Raw genomic sequence first — 17,680 nt, forward strand, 5'->3', positions numbered from 1 at the left:
CTTATTTTAATTATGGTATCATTAATTATATTTTAGGACGACCTCGTCTTTTGCCTTGCGAGATGGGTTTTGATGCTTTCTTTTTAGATCCTTATGGGAATATTAGGCCATGCAATGTAATGGATGAGGTTATGGGAAATTTACATAAAAACAGTTTTGAACAAATATGGAATGGCCCACAAGCTAAAAGAATTAGAAAGAAAATAAAAAATTGCGATCAAAGATGCTGGATGATAGGAAGCGTGGCTTATCAGATGAAAAAATACATATGGAAACCTTCGTGGTGGATAATAAAACACAAATTTTTTAAAAGGCCAATACAATATTAACATTGAAAAAGTCTAGGAAATAATAGTGTTATGACTAAATTAGTTTTTTTAAAAAAGATTCCATTCCAACTCATTAGTTTAGCCATATTAATTTTGGTTATTTATTATCCAACCTTGATTGGAATTTTTAAGAAGGTTTCTAATAGCGATGATTTCAGTTACGCATTAATTATTCCTTTTATAGTAGCTTATCTAGTTTGGGAAAAAAGAAAAAATTTATCAAACACAACCATAAAACCCTATTGGCCAGGTCTGGTTTTAATAGTATTTAATTTTTTATTTTCCATATACGGTGTCTTAGGTTCTGATATTTCTGCAGCAAGAATTTCGTGGTGGTTATGGATAGTCTCTATTACCCTTTTTTGTTATGGAAAAGATATCTTCAAAGTCTTATTTATTCCTTTAATAATCCTTGCTTTTGTAATTCCTCTCCCCCAGCATATTTATGCTCCTCTTACTCTATCTTTGAAGTTAATTTCTTCTAAACTAGCATTTTATATTATTTCTTTAGCTGGAATTCCAGTCCATGTAGAAGGAAATATTATTGATTTGGGAGATACTCAACTTCATGTTGTAGATGCATGTAGTGGGTTAAGGTATGTCTTGCCTTTAATGGCTGTAGCCATTCTTTATGCTCATTATTCTCAAAGACATTGGTTTAAAAAACTAATTCTTATTCTTATCACATTACCACTTTCAATGATTATGAACGGTCTTAGGGTTGGAATTATTGCTATTCTTTATAAATGGGTAAGTCCCAAGGTGGTAGAAAGTTTTTATCATGAACTCTCAGGATGGTTTATTTTTATTTTATCTTTTGGGCTGTTAATTGGCTTAAATTATATATTGAATCTTTTACCTCCCAAACATAAAGATTTTACAGCTAGCAAGAACCACAAAAATGAAAAAAGTAAATATACTAAAAATGAACATAAAAATAATCTTTATCCTTTTTGTCTAACTTTTACATTATTATGTATACTCTTTATTAGTTCTATTTGCACTACATCATTACCTAGAATAAAACTGGCTAATGGTATTAACTCTTTTCCTCTACACTTTAAAGATTGGAATGGAGTTTTTACTCCTATTGATCCAGAAATAATAAAGCGTTCTGGAGCTGAAGAATCTTTTCAGGCCACGTATATTAATAGTAAAAATGAAATGGTTTCTTTATATATTGGTTATAGAAGCACTCCTTTTATGGAATCTGAAGAATTTTTCCATAGTCCAACAGTATGTTTACCTTCAAGTGGATGGAAAATCTTGGAAAAGTCAAGTTATAAAATCCCTAATGTTTCTTATAGATATAACAATTTTGTTGTTACCAGACTATTAGTTTCAAAGATGGGAAAAAAACAATTGGTCTATTTCTGGTTTCAGACTAAAGATAAAATCTCTCGTAATATATTTGAAAATAGATTTCATTTGACTTTATCTGCATTGAAAAGAGATAATACTTATGACATTACAGTTCATGTTTATACTATCATAAAAGAAAACGAGTCAATAAAAGATGCTCAAAAGCGATTAAATGGTTTTGTGAGAGATTTTGAATCTGAATGGCTAAAATTTTTCAAATCCCAGAAAGTCTTATCTTTTAAATAATATTAAACAAGATTACCATTATGACTGTAGTTTTTACAATTATTATAATTTCTTTTTTTATCACTATATCTATCATTCCAGTTCTTTATAGAATTGCTCTTAAGTACAATCTACTGTTGGACTTGCCGTCTAAAAGAAAGATGCATGAGAGGCCTGTTCCGAGAATTGGCGGGATTGGCATGGCCCTGGCTTTTTTTGTCACTACCTTTATGTGGGTACCAAAAAATGAATTTTTTTATGCCTTTTTAATTGGATGTGGGATAATTGTGTTTTTTGGTGTTTTAGATGACTTGTTCTCTTTAGGGTATAAACCTAAATTTTCAGCTCAAATAATAGCAGCCGTGGTTTTAATAGTGTATGGTAAGGTTAGAATTTTATCTGTTGGAAACATTCTTCCTGAAGATTTCTGTCTTTCTGATTGGTCTAGCTTTTTGTTAACCCTGGTTGTAATTGTAGGTATTACTAATGCCATTAATCTTGCCGATGGTCTGGACGGACTGGCAGGTGGGATTTGTTTGTTGGCATTTTCATGTATCGCTTATCTTGCATATTTAGTTCACATGCCTATTATCTTACTTTTTTGTGCATCCATGATAGGAAGTATTCTGGGTTTTTTGAGATTTAACACATATCCAGCAACCATTTTCATGGGAGATACCGGGAGCCAGTTGCTTGGATTTAGTGGAATAATATTGGCTATAAAGCTCACTCAAGAAAGTATTGCCTTAAGCCCTGTTTTGCCAGCCCTTATTTTTGGAGTTCCTATTCTGGATACCCTCTCAGTAATGACTCAGAGGATGATGGAAAAAAGACCATTATTTAAAGCAGACAAAAACCATTTTCATCATAAATTGATTCGTCTTGGTTTATTTCATACAGAAGCAGTAGTTGTTCTCTATACATTACAATTTTTATTTATTCTTTGGGCTATTATTTTTAGAACATCTTCGTCAATAATAATTTTACTTGGATTTATTATTTTTCTTGTTTTAACGATATTATTTTTTATTTTTGTTGAAAAAAGAGATTATAAACTCGTACGTTTTGAGTTTATAACAAACTTAAAAAGTAAATTAAGAGATATTAGAGAACAGGGATTTTTTATTAAATGGTGTTTTTTTGCCTTAAAAATTTTTCTTCCTGTTTTAATGGTTTTTATTTCTTTTGTGCCTGCAAATATACCAAAATATTTATCTATTGTTGCAACAGCTATAGTAATTTTATTATTAATTAGTATTGGTACTGGAAAGATATTGAATCTTTTACTAAGATTAATAGCATATATGTTTTTTCCTTATTTAATTTTCTTAGGTGAACAAAATAGCTATGTCTTAACTAATCATTCTTTATTAATAGGTTATAACTTATTATTTCTTTTAGTAACTACTTTTTCTGTTCTAACGATAAAACTTACAAGAAGACGTAGTGGATTTTATGTAACCCCAATGGATATTTTAATCTTATTAATTATAACAAGTTTATTTATAATTCCTGCTGATAATATAAATATTCACAAAGTGGGTATGATTGCAGCAAAAAGTCTTATTATACTTTTTGGTTATGAAGTTTTAATAGGAGAACTCAGAAAAGAGAGAAAAGCATTAATTATTTTTATACTTGGAGTTCTTATTGCGATTATAATAAGAGGATTTTGTGCGATTTAACAATCGTGTCAGTAGATAACAGATCACACACAGATAACAGATAACAGTAATCAGTGTCAGTAGATAACAAATTATACTGCTGCCTAAATCAGTCCTACCCTTTGTTGAGAAAAGTATCTATAGACCTAGAAAAGTAAACAAGGAAGAGGGATTATTGATTAATGGTGAGGATAAGTTAATGTTAATATAAAACATATTTGAATTTCAACAGCAACTTGACATAAATATAAACAAAAGGTAAAGTCAAATGAAAATGTAAATAATACTGAGGTGTTAAAATGATAAAAAGGTATATTCTAATAATTACAATTATATTTTGTTTGAGTTTAACAGTTTATTTTCAGGTGGCGTGATTGCCTCTAATGCAAAATCTGAGGTTAAGACACCATTACCTATGGGGTTGTCAAAGGATACTCAATTTATTATTTATTACATGGACAAGCGTTTTGATACCTTGTATCGGGAAATGGATAAACGTTTTGAACAAGTGGATAAACGCTTTGAACAGATTATGAATTTTTTATGGATGTTAACTGGAATTTTTACTACTTTGACTGCAGCGGTGATAGCCTTTGCATTCTGGGATAGGCGCACAATTATTCGTCAGGCTCGATATGAGGCCATTGAAAGAATTGAAAAGGAGGGTCGGCTCCAAAATTTGATAGAAGTTCTCCGAACATTTGCCAAAAAAAATAGTGAATTTGCAGAAATTTTAAAATCTTTTAATCTGTTGTAACACATCCCTATGTCTCAGAAGAGATGGCATTTAAAGTGAGCATAAAAAAGGCACATGCAAATAATGCTCTTCAGCAATTAATTAGTTTGATAGAGAAGAGATGAGAGGTTAGTTTCAGGAAAAGCAGGAGTTGAGGATGCAGTATGATATAGCGTCAAAGGTAATATTGTCACATTGCAGGAAGGCAGTATTGCAAGAGTTGTGTGGGTTGAGGGTAAAGGATGCTGAACTCATAGAGGTACGTCCCCAGGAGACAGCGTCAGTAAGGAGGTCAGATTTTGTTTTAAAGGCCCTGTTTGAAGATGGGACAGAGAAGATGGTGTTACTGGAACTGATAACCGCATGGAAGAAATATTTGCCACTGAGGACACTGGAGACGAGATGTCGTCACTTGCTGGAAGAAGGGCTTGAGATAGAAACAATAATGATAGAATTAAGGCGATGTTACGGAGTAAAGGATTATTATCATGACAATGAGGTTGATTTCAGGTATAAATTGGTAAAGTTGTATGAAATGGAAGCAAAAGAGGTATTGAGAAAGGGAGTTAAATGTTTGTATCCCTTTGTGCCGTTGATGAAGGGAGGCAGTGAGTTGGTAGAAGAGGCAGAGAGGGGGATATATGAGGGAGAAGAAAGTCGTGCATACAAGGCAGATATGTTGACAGGGATGACAATTATGGCGGGTTTGGTATCAGAAGAGATGGCATTAAAATTGTTACAAAGGAGGAGGGATATCATGATAGAGTCAGCAGCATATGAGTTAATAGGTCAGGAAAGGTATGAAGCTGGTATGCAGCAGGGATTGTTGTTGGAGGCCCAGGAGATGTTAGTAAATGCCCTGGAGGAGCGGTTTGAGATAGTGCCGCGGACCATAGTTCGGAAAATCAAGGAGATTAAGGATAGAGAAGTGATAAAGGGTTTGTTCAGGGTGGCCTTGCGAAGTAATTCTTTGGAGGAGTTTGAGAGTAAATTAAAAAGGGCTATGGAATGACGTGCTGAAGCAATTCTCGGCCACATCAATTGTCAGTAAATTTGAGGATTTTCTTTTCAGCGCAGTAGGTTAACACCTAGTATATCCACAAGCAGGACACAACATGCACCCTTCTTGAAAAGTAATCTCTTCTCCACATTCTGGACATACAGGTCTTTTCAAAGAGGGCTCCATTTGAGAATTATTTCTATTTTTCTTTTTCATATAATGATTTTCTAATACCCATGCCACTGCATCTGGAATTGAAAGAAGCAAGCCTTTTTTCTGAAAAACAGGATGTTCTCCTCCAATACCTTTGAGTTGCCTGACTATTTCTTCCACTTCTACTCCAGACCTAAGGGCCAGAGAAACAAGCCTGCCAATTGCCTCTGCTTTGGCTGTAATAGACCTTCCTGACTTTCCAATTGTCGCAAATACTTCAAAGGGCTTACCATCAACTTCATTAACAGTGAGATATAAAGTCCCAAGACCTGTTTTTACCTTTTGGGTAAACCCATAAACCACGTCAGGCCTTTGTCTGACCTTGGATTCTTTCCCTTTATCTCTCTTTAGGTTTAATACCTGAGACGACTTACAGCCGTCCCTAAAAACTGTGACCCCTTTTACTCCAAGTTTATAAGCCTCTAAATAAATTTCTTTAACGTCCTCTATAGTTGCGCTATTAGGCAAGTTAACAGTCTTAGATACTGCATTGTCAGTGTATTTTTGAAAGGCAGCCTGCATCTTTAGATGGTACATGGGTTCTATATCGTGGGCCACTACAAATATCCTTTTTAGCTCATCTGGAATATAGTCTAGGTGCTGGATACTTCCATTCTCAAGGATATCTTCTATTAATTCTTCTGAATATAGACCAAATTTTTCAAATGTTTCTTTAAAAACCCTATTCACCTCCAACAGCTTTTCCCCATCCATCACATGCCTATAAAAGCAAAGGGAAAAAACAGGTTCTATTCCAGATGAACATTCTGCTATTATTGACAATGTCCCTGTTGGGGCAATTGTGGTTGTAGTTGCGTTTCTATAAGGTCCTTCCCCTCTTAATTTATAAATAGATTCCTCATAAGCAGGAAATGGACCACGTTCTTCAGCAAGCTTTATTGAAGCAGCTTTTGATTCCTTCTCAATAAAGGACATAATCTTTTCAGCAAGCTTTATTGCTTCTTCACTATTATAAGGGATCCCCATTTTAAAAAGCAAATCTGCCCATCCCATTATGCCAAGTCCAATCTTTCTATTTAACCGTACCTTTTCATCAATTTTATCAATGGGATATTTAGATAAGTCAATTACATTATCTAAAAAGCGAACACAAAGATGTACCACCTCTTTTAAGCGCTTAAAGTCAATTTTTTCATCGGTGTCTTCTGTATAAAAGTTGCTTAAATTTATAGATCCCAGATTACATGCTTCATATGGCAAAAGTGGCTGCTCACCACAAGGGTTAGTGCTCTCAATCTCCCCTTGGGAGGGTGTGGGGTTGTCCTTGTTTATCCTGTCTAAAAAAATTATCCCAGGATCACCACTTTGCCAGGCCTTCTTAACCAAAAGGTCAAAAACATCTCTTGCCCTGAGTTCTCCCTTTTTCTCTCCAGTATGAGGAGCGATTAAAGAATAGGTCTTGTCCGAAAGAACCGCTTCCATAAATTCTTCAGTAAGGGCAACTGATAGATTGAAGTTATTAAGTTCTCCTTCCTTTTCTTTAGCCCTGATAAATTCAAGAATATCAGGATGATCCACACGAAGTATGCCCATATTGGCACCTCGTCTGGTGCCTCCTTGCTTTACCTGTTCTGTTGCTGTGTTGAATATTTTTAAAAATGAAACTGGACCAGAAGCAATTCCTCCTGTTGATCCAACTCTACTATTTTTGGGTCTTAATCTTGAAAAAGAAAAGCCCGTGCCACCTCCAGATTTATGAATAAGTGCAGCATATTTTATGGCATCGAAAATTCCCTCCATGGAGTCTTCAACTGGCAGGACAAAACAAGCAGCAAGCTGGCCTAACTTTGTGCCAGCATTCATAAGGGTTGGAGAATTGGGCAAAAAATCTTTGCAAACCATGAGATTATAAAACTTAACAGCCAGATCATCAGGAGAATAAGGAGATTTTTTGTACCTGGCTTCTATCTCAGCAACACTCTTTGCCACTCGCCAAAACATCTCCTCTATGGTCTCAATGGGTTTTCCATCTGGACCTTTTCTCAAGTATCTCTTTTCTAAAACTATCTTTGCATTTTCACTAAATAACATTGTAGCAATATTTTTTTTCTTATTTAATATCATTTTGTGTGTAGTCATAATATTAACTTTTTTAACAGAGTTAAAAGAATTGAACGGAAATAGATTATTGTTACATTTCAAAACTGACTTCTACAACTACGTTACCACCAGTATTTACACTAAAGGGGATGGCAAGTATTGGTGCATCCTTGATGTGATCTAGCTTTTTACCTTTACCAATGATAACTTTAGGAGTTCCTGCCTGGAACTTCATACCCTGTTCAGATAGCTGGATCCTTGCCTGTCCAGAGATCATGTTTGTAAGCTCACCAACTGCATCTGCGATATCATCATTAATCTCAGTATAATTCTCAAAAAGCATATTATTTACAATTGTTAAAACAGCATCCTTTGTCAAAGTGAGAGAAATAACCCCATTCATATAGCCAGAAATCTCCAAAATACCAGTAACATCACCTATAGCTGTTCTATGTTTATTTATATATGGCCTCTCAGGTTTAACCTTTACATTGGCCATTGTCTCTAGCACATTAATCACGGCACTTAAAAATGGATTAATAAAATTAACATCATAACTTCTGGGCATAATTATCCATACTACTTTATTGAAAAACTTTATCAAAAAAATCTATAAACAACACCGCATCAAAAGAACATACTACGTCAAAGCACTGAGTAAGTCATTTAACAATTTATTGTGTTTCAAAACAATTGGCTTTAACTTCTCTACTGGAAAATTCAACTTGTCAAAGACATTCTCGTCCATTCCAGGCACCACAAAAGTATTTCCATAAGATATTCCCACTGCATTGGCTAGGTTGTCCGCTAGTTGCACAATTGCAGCACCTGTCTCAAACGATGCCTCTGCTGGGTTATGATGGTTGGAAACAATATCATTAATCGTGTTTGGGAACTGCCAACTATTCATGAGCAACTTACTAATATCAGTGTGGGTAAATCCAAGGACATATTCTTCGGCTTCCATCATGGGAACCATATTCTCTCTGGCAAACACCAGGGTCTCTACTGACGAATAAGGCATATTTTTAAACAAGATCAATTTTCCCACATCGTGAAGTAAACCAGCTGTAAACAAGACCTCGTCATTTACATCTCTATAGTTAGAAGCGATAATTTTCGCAAAAATAGCACAGCTTAAAGAATGCTTCCAAAAGGTCTGCATATCCATTAGCTCCGGTGGGATATCCTTAAAATATCTTATAGCTGAAATCCCCAACACCAAATTCGATAACTCCTCCTCCCCAACTAAACTAACTGCCCTCTCTACAGAATCCACTTTTTGAGTCAAACCAAATAAAGGACTATTCACTAATTTTAGGAGTTTTGTTGTCAGGGCCACATCAGAACTCACCACTTCAGCAATATCCTTTGCTGAACTAGATGGGTTCTCCAACACTTTTTTTAGCCTAAAATACACGTCAGGAAATGACGCCAAAGATAATTCATGTTTCACAATGTCTTCAGGGCCCCCCATATCCTTTAAGAAAAGATCCCTCATCCTTTCAACACTTTTTGCCCTAATATAATCTTCACAAGGAAGCTCCCAGCCTTTTTTAAGAGCATCAAATATTAACTCGACAATTATATTAAATAATTCAACAAATAATTTATTATCAGGATTTACATACATGAAAAATTTAAAAGCATATTCTTGTGCCACTGTTTGCAGTATACTTTGTTCAGACTCCTCACTTCTTGCTGTGACATATATGTAATCGATCCCTGCATCCTCTAAAACTTTTTTCTCCTCTTCCCCTAACTCTGTTCCCTCAGGTAAAAGCTCAGATCCATCTAATCCCTGAACAGGCTTTGCTAGTATCATTCCAGGAACAATATATTCAACACAAATTTTTTTCACTACCATCCCCCCTATATTACTTACAGATTTTTCTGATACACAATACCACCAGGTTTTATTTGTGGCTTGAATAATTTAGTTATTCTATGAATACTTTCTGAATAACCCAAAAAAAGATACCCATCATCCTTTAAATTCTCATAAAAATGGGAAAGAACCTTTTTCTTAACTGCATCATCAAAATAAATAATTACGTTTCTACAAAATATTATATCGCTTTTGGGTATTTTTTTTACGTCTCTTGGATCTGCCAGATTGATTAATTGAAAATTTACCAGTTTCTGCACCTTTGGATGGATCTTGTATCCTTCTTTTGTCACTGTAAAATATTTCTTTTTAATATTCTCAGGGGTAGTCCTCAAAGAATACTCATTGTAAATCCCTTTCCTTGCCTTAAAGAGCATCGCTGGCGAAAGGTCATTTGCGTAAATCCTTATATTCCAACCAATAATAGATACCTTTAAAACCTCATGGAGTATAATTCCTAGGGTATAAGGTTCCTCACCACTGGAACACCCAGCAGACCATATAGTAAGAGATTTAGAGCCCTGGTCCTGCCTTTTTTTTAACATTTCTGGCAGAATTATGTTCTTAAAAAGAGTCAGTTGTTTTATATCACGAAAAAAACAGGTCTCATTTATAGTAATCAACTCACATAATTTTTTAAATTCTGTTTCTTTTTTAGGGGAAAATTTTAAATACTTTATGTAGTCTGAATATGTTTTTATATTTAATTCATTAAGTCTTTTCCCCAATTTATTTTCAATTAAGTATTTTCGTCTGGGAGGAATTGATATGCCTGTTTTTTCATATATAAAACCAGTTAACTGTTTAAACTCTTCATTTGATAACTTTGGTGTTTTTCTAAGAGATAGGTTTCTCATTGAAAGAGTTATTGCCATACTATTAATCCCGCCTCCTTATAAATTTTGTGTACTGTCATAACAGTAATAACTTCTAACAAATGAACAAGAAAAATTCAACAATCATTTCTAGCATTAATCAAAAACTCTCTCTAACCAGAACAAAAACTTGATTTTTTTTTATAATAGCCCTAGAGTACATAAAGTTTTTCAACAGGAACAAGTACTGGAGGAGATAGAATGGTTGATCCTGACAGTCGAAGATCAAGAGCTATAATCAAAAACATAACAGGACATATCACCAGGCCTTTATAGATGTGAGATAAATAAAAGTCCCATCTCCAGGGCCTGGGGATAGGTCCTGGGTTTCCTGGAGGTGGACCATGACCAAAAATCCTCTGTTAGTCCCAGAAATCAAAGAATTTTTAAAAAAAAATAACACTGAAGCAATAAAGGAATTTTGCAGTAGCACCCATCCTGGCTTAGTTGCTGAATTTATTTCCCCCTTATCTCCCAAAGAAATCTGGAATGTCCTAAAAATCTTAGATCCTGATCTTAGGGCTGAAATATTCAGTCATCTTGATTTAGACCTACAAATAAAATTGACCCAGAATCTATCACGACAAGAATTGGCTCAATTAATATCTGAGATGTCTCCAGACGATAGGGTTGATTTGTTAAAAAAACTTCCAGAAGATCTCAGGGAAAATCTCTTGCCTGCAATTGCACAGGCAGAAAGAGAAGATATAAGAAAACTCTCATCTTATCCTGAAGGCACTGCAGGGTCAGTGATGACTTCTGATTATGCCACCTTGCCACCAAATATTACTGCTAAGGAGGCTATTGAGAGACTCAGGAGGGAAGCGCCAGATAAAGAGACTATTTATTATTGTTACGTAGTTGATGATGAAAGACGCCTCCTTGGTTTTGTGTCATTAAAAGACTTGATACTTGCAAGACCAGATACATTAATTAAAGACATCATGAATAGGGATTTGATTTATGCCCACGTATTAGACGACCAGGAAGAGGTTGCAAGAAAAATACAAAAATATGATCTCATTGCGCTTCCTGTTGTAAATGGAAATAATGCCCTTGTTGGCATTATTACCTACGACGACGCAATGGACATAATTACACAGGAACATACTGAAGACATGGAAAAATTAATGGCTATTGCAGGTGAACATGAGGCAGCAGCATATATGAAAACACCAGTTATTGAGCACTTTAAAAATAGATGTGGATGGCTTATTTTTTTGGCGCTTTTAGGTTTTATATCTGGATTTGTTGTGGAAAGATTTGAACACGTAATTATGCAATTTACCATTTTGGCTACCTTTATGCCAATGCTGGCGGATACTGGTGGAAACACAGGCAGCCAATCGGCAACTTTAGTCATTAGGGCCCTGGCGCTAGGAGAAATAACCCCCAGAGATTTTTTAAAGGTTTTGCATAAAGAATTTAACATATCTCTCCTCCTTGGTGTAATACTTGCGTTAGTGGCACTTGTCAGGGTATATTTCTATGCGCTTACAAATCCAACTCAGCATATACCGCTATCAAAAATAGGATTAGCAGTAAGCGTTGCCCTGGCATTGCAGGTAATTACATCTACGCTTATAGGAGCTCTACTTCCTTTGTTAGCTGCAAAATTCAAAAAAGACCCAGCAGTAATAGCAAGTCCTGCACTTACTACCATAGTGGACATAACAGGCCTTTTTATTTTCTTTACAACAGCCAAAACCATATTGGGAATATAACTATGCCAAAACTTACTATATTTCCATACGATAAGGTTAAATACAATTTATTAATCACCACATTGGAAAAAAGTAATCATGTGACTGTAAAAAAAATAGATAGATTCCCAGAAGTGATTCTGGAAATCTTTTCTAGAAGCAAACATGAAAAAACAACCCAGGCCCTAATAGCTGAGCTAAAAATCTCATTTGGAGATATAATTGTAAGCACCAAGGGACTTAGCTTAATAGAAGAAGTGACCCAAAATTTAATGACACAAAAACTCACTATATCTGTTGCTGAAAGCTGCACTGGCGGACTTATCTCCCACTTACTTACCCAGGTCTCTGGTAGTTCAAACTATTTTATGTTAGGAGCAGTAACTTACTCAAATGAAGCAAAGATAAAGATTCTAGGTGTTCCAGAAAAAATTATAAAAAATTTTGGTGCAGTACACGAAGAAACAGCAAAATTTATGGCCCATTGTATAAGGGAAAAATTAAATACGCACATTGGCCTGGCAACTACTGGCATTGCAGGACCAACTGGTGGTAGTTCTGAGAAACCAGTTGGCACATTATGTGTAGCTATAGCCTGGCATAATAATATAAAATCCAAAAGATATACATTTGATTGCGGGACGAGAGATAAAAACAAAATATTTTTTGTATATCTTGCCTTAAATCTTTTAAGACTTGAAATTATTAGACACAAGACAGACCAAAACACATAACTATTACTTTTGGCTCAATTTTTTATAATATAAAACCATATGTAGCAAAATTTATGATCCAAATTATTCCTTTCAAATTTCCTGGGATATCAAAAGTAAAATGTGTTTTTACAACAAGAAAGGGAGGTTATAGTAGAGGAAGGTTCTCATCAGCCAACCTCTCCTTTGATGTTGGAGACGATATAACTTCTGTCAAAAAAAATAGAGAGGATATAGAAAAACAGCTCAAGATAAATAAATTAATCGAGCTAAAGCAAGTACATGGAAGCAAACTTATATGCTTAGATAATACAAAAGATTTAGAGCAGTTCTCCCTTGAAGGAGATGCAGTCATCACATCTAAAAAAAATTTGGCTCTTATGATAAAGACAGCAGATTGCCAGCCAATACTGGTATGCGATAAAACAGGTAGTGCTATTGGTGGATTTCATGTGGGTTGGCGAGCAAATAGGGGCGAATTTATTAAACAATGGATAGATGCTTTTTGCAACCAATATAATCTCAATCCTGACCATGTTGTTGCAATAAGGGGTCCTAGTCTTTGCCCTGAACACAGTGAATTCGATAACTTTAATAACGAATTTCCAAATAAATTTAAAAAATATTTTAATCCAGAAACAAAAAAATTAAACTTATGGGATATAACCTATGATCAATTAAGAGAATCAGGTCTACCAGAGAAAAATATTTATAGGCTTGATTTATGTACATATTGCCTGGATGAATTATTCTACTCATATAGAAGGGAAAAAGTTTGTGGTAGACAGGGGAGCATTATTTGGATATCCAATGGTAATGGAATTTAATCATTATAATATTTAATTGACAAAATTGATATTATGCCCTATTTTGAGTGTTAAATATGAGGAACATTATTAATCTTTTCTATCAAAATTTAGGTAGAAATAAAGCAGGAGGAAGATATGCTAACTTTAACAGAAGATGCAAGAGAACTACTAGATCAGCACTTTGAAAACAAAAAGGAAATACCATCCATCAGGGTGTATCTGGCACCTGGCTGAGGTGGGGGGCAATTAAATCTTGCTCTGGATGAGCAAAGGGAAAATGATGAAGTATTTGTGTTTGAACCTTACACATTTATAATTGACAAAAATCTCCTGGAATCAGTAGCTCCAGTAGAGATTGACGGTAGTCCATGGGGGTTTAGAGTTTTATCTAAATTATCATCTCAGCAAAATGATGGATGTGCATCTTGTAGCAGTTGCGGATAAAATAAAAATAACTTGATTGTAAAACAAGGCCGAAACTTAAAATTGGTTTCGGCCTTTTTTATGTCCAAACTAAGAGGTAAATCAATGAGCAGTGTTTTTGAAGTATTACACACAGATGGTGACGCCAGAGTTGGAAGATTAAAAACCAGACACGGTATAGTAAATACTCCCATATTTATGCCAGTTGGAACCAGGGCATCTATCAAGGCCTTATCCTCCCACGATGTGTATTCAATTGGAGCAGAGATAATTCTCTCAAACACGTATCATCTTTATCTCAGACCCGGAGACAAGTTAATAAAGGAATTAGGCGGCCTCCACAAATTTATGAATTGGCACAGACCTATTCTCACAGACAGCGGGGGATTCCAGGTTTTTAGCTTATCCGCTTTAAGAGAAATTACAGAAAAAGGAGTTGTTTTCAGATCCCACATAGATGGCTCAAAACACCTATTTACCCCAGAAAATGTAATTGAAATTCAAAAAAATCTAGGAACTGACATAATGATGGTCTTAGATGAATGTGTACCCTATGGGGCTGACTACAATTATACAAAAAAATCACTAGAACTTACCACTAAATGGGCGCATAGGGCATATATCTCCAGAGATGACACATCAAAACTGCTATTTGGAATAGTTCAGGGTGGCTTCTTTAGAGAATTAAGACAGGAGAGTGCCAAACAAATAATTGAAATACCCTTTGATGGCTATGCAATTGGCGGCTTAAGTGTAGGAGAACCCAAGGAAATAATGTTTGAGATGCTTAAGATAACTACTCCCCTTCTCCCCTGGAAAAAACCCAGATACCTAATGGGTGTGGGCAAACCAATGGATATTATAAATGCAATTGAACTTGGAGTTGATATGTTTGATTGCGTCCTACCAACAAGAAATGCAAGAAACGGTACCCTTTATACCTCCCTTGGGAAAATAAATATAAAGAAGAAAGAATTTAAAAAAGACGATTCTCCCTTAGATCCACACTGCAATTGCTACACCTGCAAAAATTTTTCAAAGGCCTATCTAAGACACCTATATACTACTAAGGAATTACTATCATATAGATTAAACACCATTCACAATCTAGCATTCTATCTAAACCTTGTAAAAGAGGCACGCCTGGCCATTAAACAAAAAAAGTTTTCTGCTTTTAAGGACAAATTTTTAAATATATTTGGCAAGGAATAAGATTTTCTTTTTTTTACTGGGTCTTGTGAGAAACTTCATCCTTTCTAAGCCTATAAGAAATAGGTATAATTTCTTTTGAAGTTTTGAAGACCTCTTTAGGTTTTATATCTTTTAGTGCAATTGGCAACACCTCATCCATATGTTCCACTTCTATTATCTCTAAATCCTTTAAAATAGTGTTTGGAACTTCCTTCAAATCCTTACTGTTTTCTTTAGGGATAATAACCTTTGAAACCATACCCCTGTGGGCTGCAAGCAATTTTTCTCTAAGTCCACCAATTGGCAAAATCCTACCACGGAGGGTTATTTCTCCAGTCATTGCAACATCATTATTAACAGGGATATTAAGCAGTGCTGAAACAAGAGCAGTTGCCATAGTTATGCCTGCTGATGGACCATCCTTTGGAGTCGCACCTTCAGGGACATGGATATGAATATCAACGTCTTTGTAAAAGTCCTGCTTGAGCCCCAGTAATTCAGATCGGGTCCTCACATAGCTAAATGCTGCTTTTGCAGATTCCTGCATCACTTCGCCTATTTTCCCTGTTATTTCTATCTTGCCAGTCCCATCCATAATTGCCACTTCTATCATCAAGAGCTCTCCGCCCAACTCGGTCCATGCCAAACCAGTAGCCAGTCCAACCTGTGCCTTTTCTTCTTTTTCTCCATATCTAAACCTGGGAACACCAAGATATGTTGGGATTGAAGCTTTGGTCACTGTAATTTTTTTCTCTAAATCCTTACCTTCCACTAATTTTTTGGCCACCTTTCTGCAGACTGAAGCGATTTCCCTCTCAAGATTTCTTACTCCTGCTTCCCTTGTATATCTCCTGATAATTTCAATAACTGCACCATCGGAAAAGGTTACATTTTTATCTTTTATACCATGTCTCTCCATTTGTTTTGGAATTAAAAAATATTTGGAAATCTTTACCTTTTCATCTTCCAGATATCCAGGGAGATGAATTATCTCCATCCTGTCCCTAAGTGCCCAGGGGATAGTCTGTAAGGTATTTGCAGTTGTTATAAAAAAGACATTTGATAGATCATAGTTTAAGTCCAGATAATGGTCATTAAAGGCATAGTTTTGTTCTGGGTCTAAAACCTCAAGCAAGGCGGCTGATGGATCACCCCTAAAATCTGTGGACATTTTATCTACTTCATCTAAACACATCACAGGATTATTATATTTCTTTTTTCTCAAAGAAAGTATTATCTTTCCAGGTAAGGCACCAACATAAGTTCTCCTATGTCCTCGAATCTCAGCCTCGTCCCTCACGCCTCCAAGGGATATCCTCACAAAGTCCCTATCCATTGCCCTTGCAATGGACCTGGCCAAAGAGGTCTTTCCAACGCCAGGAGGGCCAACAAAACACAAGATAGGACCTTTCACCTTGTCCACTAATTTTTGAACTGCCAGATATTCTAAAATCCTCTCTTTTGGTTTTTCAAGTCCATAATGGTCTTCATCAAGTATCTTAGCCGCTTGTTCTATATCGATCTCCGTTGCCTTGATCTCATCCCAAGGCAAATCCAAGATACAATCAACGTAATTCCTAACAACTGTGTATTCTGCAGAAGAAGGAGGCATTTGTTTGAGTTTCTTTATCTCTGCCAGGGCCTTTTCTTTTGCCTCTTCAGGCATGTTCTTTTCTTCGAGCTGCTGAATTAAAGATTCAACCTCTTCAAATGGATCTTCTTCCAACCCCATTTCTTTGTGGATTGCCTTTAATTGCTCATTTAAATAGTAATTCTTCTGGTTCACTTCTATTTGTTGTCTTACTCTGTCATTTATCTTGGCCTCAATTTCTAAATATTCTATTTCTCCTACTAAAAAGCCATATACCAATTCTAATCTCTTTACTGGATCTAGTTCCTCCAATATTTCTTGTTTTTTTTCAAAGCCAACCCTTAAATGGGGAATAATTGCATCAGCCAATTTACCAGCATCACGGATATCTAACATCAACTTTAGGGCATCTTTAGCAATTCTCCTCGAAGCTCTGACGAACTTTTTTAAGGCATCTTTAGTAAGTCTAATTAAAGTCTCTACTTCATCTGAAGGAGACTCTATATCCTCCAGAACATCAATACTCACAATTGGAAACTTTCCTGATTTATCAAACAATGGATCCTCAGCTTTCCACCTAGCCCTTTTTATTCCTTCGAAAAGCACTTTTATAGTTCCATCTGGGAGCCTCAAGAGTTGAAGTATCTTTGCAACTATCCCGATTTCATATAGCTCTTGTTTTTGGGGAATTTCAATCTCAGGATTTTTCTGAGTTACCAAAAAAATCCATCTATCAAATTCATTTAGAGACTTCTCTACTGCCTTTATAGAGCTAACTCTCCCAACATAAAGGGGCATAATTGCACCTGGAAATATCACTACATCCCTCAAGGTCATTAGTGGTAGTTCGCTATATTTTATTTCTTTATCCAATTCATGCACTATTTCACTCATCAG

Annotated in this window: 14 protein-coding genes; 9 read left to right on the forward strand and 5 right to left on the reverse strand. The window is 35.4% G+C overall.

The genetic code is table 11. From position 1 onward, the window contains the following. The 5 genes from ACY2V1_RS03895 to ACY2V1_RS03915 form a co-directional block, all read left to right on the forward strand. Window positions 1-329 (forward strand): SPASM domain-containing protein (locus ACY2V1_RS03895; protein ID WP_461833487.1); only part of this gene is annotated, 329 nt, incomplete at its 5' end. A gap of 30 nt (window positions 330-359) precedes the next feature. Next, window positions 360-1,937 (forward strand): exosortase C-terminal domain/associated protein EpsI, encoded by a 1,578-nt coding sequence (locus ACY2V1_RS03900; RefSeq protein WP_461833488.1) that lies wholly within the window; start codon window positions 360-362, stop codon window positions 1,935-1,937. Window positions 1,938-1,957: 20 nt separating this feature from the next. Next, complete coding sequence (locus ACY2V1_RS03905) at window positions 1,958-3,601, forward strand: MraY family glycosyltransferase (RefSeq protein WP_461833489.1); 1,644 nt, start codon at window positions 1,958-1,960, stop codon at window positions 3,599-3,601. 349 nt (window positions 3,602-3,950) lie between these two features. After that, entirely contained in the window at window positions 3,951-4,337 is a 387-nt protein-coding gene (locus ACY2V1_RS03910) for a hypothetical protein (RefSeq protein ID WP_461833490.1), read from the forward strand. A 136-nt stretch (window positions 4,338-4,473) separates the two neighbouring features. Continuing rightward, window positions 4,474-5,328 carry a hypothetical protein gene (locus ACY2V1_RS03915; RefSeq protein WP_461833491.1) on the forward strand — a complete coding sequence of 285 codons (855 nt, stop codon included), beginning with the start codon at window positions 4,474-4,476 and terminating at the stop codon, window positions 5,326-5,328. A gap of 69 nt (window positions 5,329-5,397) precedes the next feature. On the opposite strand, the gene ACY2V1_RS03920 is transcribed toward ACY2V1_RS03915, so the two are convergent. From ACY2V1_RS03920 to ACY2V1_RS03935, 4 genes are all read right to left on the reverse strand, one after another. Further along, entirely contained in the window at window positions 5,398-7,614 is a 2,217-nt protein-coding gene (locus tag ACY2V1_RS03920) for a vitamin B12-dependent ribonucleotide reductase (RefSeq protein ID WP_461833510.1), read from the reverse strand. 67 nt (window positions 7,615-7,681) lie between these two features. Then, window positions 7,682-8,158: a chemotaxis protein CheX gene (locus tag ACY2V1_RS03925; RefSeq protein ID WP_461833492.1), complete on the reverse strand. Its 477-nt coding sequence runs from the start codon at window positions 8,156-8,158 to the stop codon at window positions 7,682-7,684. A 72-nt stretch (window positions 8,159-8,230) separates the two neighbouring features. Next, window positions 8,231-9,451, reverse strand: coding sequence for an HDOD domain-containing protein (locus tag ACY2V1_RS03930; RefSeq protein WP_461833493.1), 1,221 nt, complete (start codon window positions 9,449-9,451; stop codon window positions 8,231-8,233). Between the two features lie 20 nt (window positions 9,452-9,471). After that, window positions 9,472-10,353, reverse strand: coding sequence for a CheR family methyltransferase (locus ACY2V1_RS03935; protein WP_461833494.1), 882 nt, complete (start codon window positions 10,351-10,353; stop codon window positions 9,472-9,474). A 344-nt stretch (window positions 10,354-10,697) separates the two neighbouring features. On the opposite strand from ACY2V1_RS03935, the gene mgtE reads away from it, so the two are divergent. From mgtE to tgt, 4 genes are all read left to right on the forward strand, one after another. Continuing rightward, the gene (mgtE, locus tag ACY2V1_RS03940) at window positions 10,698-12,077 is read left to right on the forward strand and encodes a magnesium transporter (protein WP_461833495.1); all 1,380 of its coding nucleotides are present in this window, start codon (window positions 10,698-10,700) and stop codon (window positions 12,075-12,077) included. Window positions 12,078-12,079: 2 nt separating this feature from the next. Then, complete coding sequence (locus ACY2V1_RS03945; RefSeq protein WP_461833496.1) at window positions 12,080-12,790, forward strand: CinA family protein; 711 nt, start codon at window positions 12,080-12,082, stop codon at window positions 12,788-12,790. 53 nt (window positions 12,791-12,843) lie between these two features. Next, window positions 12,844-13,596: a purine nucleoside phosphorylase YfiH/LACC1 family protein gene (locus ACY2V1_RS03950; RefSeq protein WP_461833497.1), complete on the forward strand. Its 753-nt coding sequence runs from the start codon at window positions 12,844-12,846 to the stop codon at window positions 13,594-13,596. 510 nt (window positions 13,597-14,106) lie between these two features. Further along, window positions 14,107-15,213, forward strand: a complete 1,107-nt coding sequence (gene tgt, locus ACY2V1_RS03955) for a tRNA guanosine(34) transglycosylase Tgt (RefSeq protein WP_461833498.1) — start codon at window positions 14,107-14,109, stop codon at window positions 15,211-15,213. A gap of 13 nt (window positions 15,214-15,226) precedes the next feature. Here the strand turns inward: tgt and lon are convergent, their stop codons facing one another. Beyond that, window positions 15,227-17,677 carry an endopeptidase La gene (gene lon / locus ACY2V1_RS03960; protein ID WP_461833499.1) on the reverse strand — a complete coding sequence of 817 codons (2,451 nt, stop codon included), beginning with the start codon at window positions 17,675-17,677 and terminating at the stop codon, window positions 15,227-15,229. Between the last annotated feature and the right edge of the window lie 3 nt (window positions 17,678-17,680).

It is taken from the genome of Desulfothermus sp., assembly GCF_053993635.1.

What these genes read in the sequence shown, in the direction of transcription:
- tgt (WP_461833498.1), top strand. Translation starts at nt 14,107, where the DNA reads ATGAGCAGTGTTTTTGAAGTATTACACACAGATGGTGACGCCAGAGTT.
- ACY2V1_RS03915 (WP_461833491.1), top strand. Translation starts at nt 4,474, where the DNA reads ATGCAGTATGATATAGCGTCAAAGGTAATATTGTCACATTGCAGGAAG.
- ACY2V1_RS03920 (WP_461833510.1), bottom strand. Translation starts at nt 7,614, where the DNA reads ATGATATTAAATAAGAAAAAAAATATTGCTACAATGTTATTTAGTGAA.
- ACY2V1_RS03905 (WP_461833489.1), top strand. Translation starts at nt 1,958, where the DNA reads ATGACTGTAGTTTTTACAATTATTATAATTTCTTTTTTTATCACTATA.
- ACY2V1_RS03950 (WP_461833497.1), top strand. Translation starts at nt 12,844, where the DNA reads ATGATCCAAATTATTCCTTTCAAATTTCCTGGGATATCAAAAGTAAAA.
- mgtE (WP_461833495.1), top strand. Translation starts at nt 10,698, where the DNA reads ATGACCAAAAATCCTCTGTTAGTCCCAGAAATCAAAGAATTTTTAAAA.
- ACY2V1_RS03935 (WP_461833494.1), bottom strand. Translation starts at nt 10,353, where the DNA reads ATGGCAATAACTCTTTCAATGAGAAACCTATCTCTTAGAAAAACACCA.
- ACY2V1_RS03945 (WP_461833496.1), top strand. Translation starts at nt 12,080, where the DNA reads ATGCCAAAACTTACTATATTTCCATACGATAAGGTTAAATACAATTTA.
- ACY2V1_RS03925 (WP_461833492.1), bottom strand. Translation starts at nt 8,158, where the DNA reads ATGCCCAGAAGTTATGATGTTAATTTTATTAATCCATTTTTAAGTGCC.
- lon (WP_461833499.1), bottom strand. Translation starts at nt 17,677, where the DNA reads ATGAGTGAAATAGTGCATGAATTGGATAAAGAAATAAAATATAGCGAA.
- ACY2V1_RS03900 (WP_461833488.1), top strand. Translation starts at nt 360, where the DNA reads ATGACTAAATTAGTTTTTTTAAAAAAGATTCCATTCCAACTCATTAGT.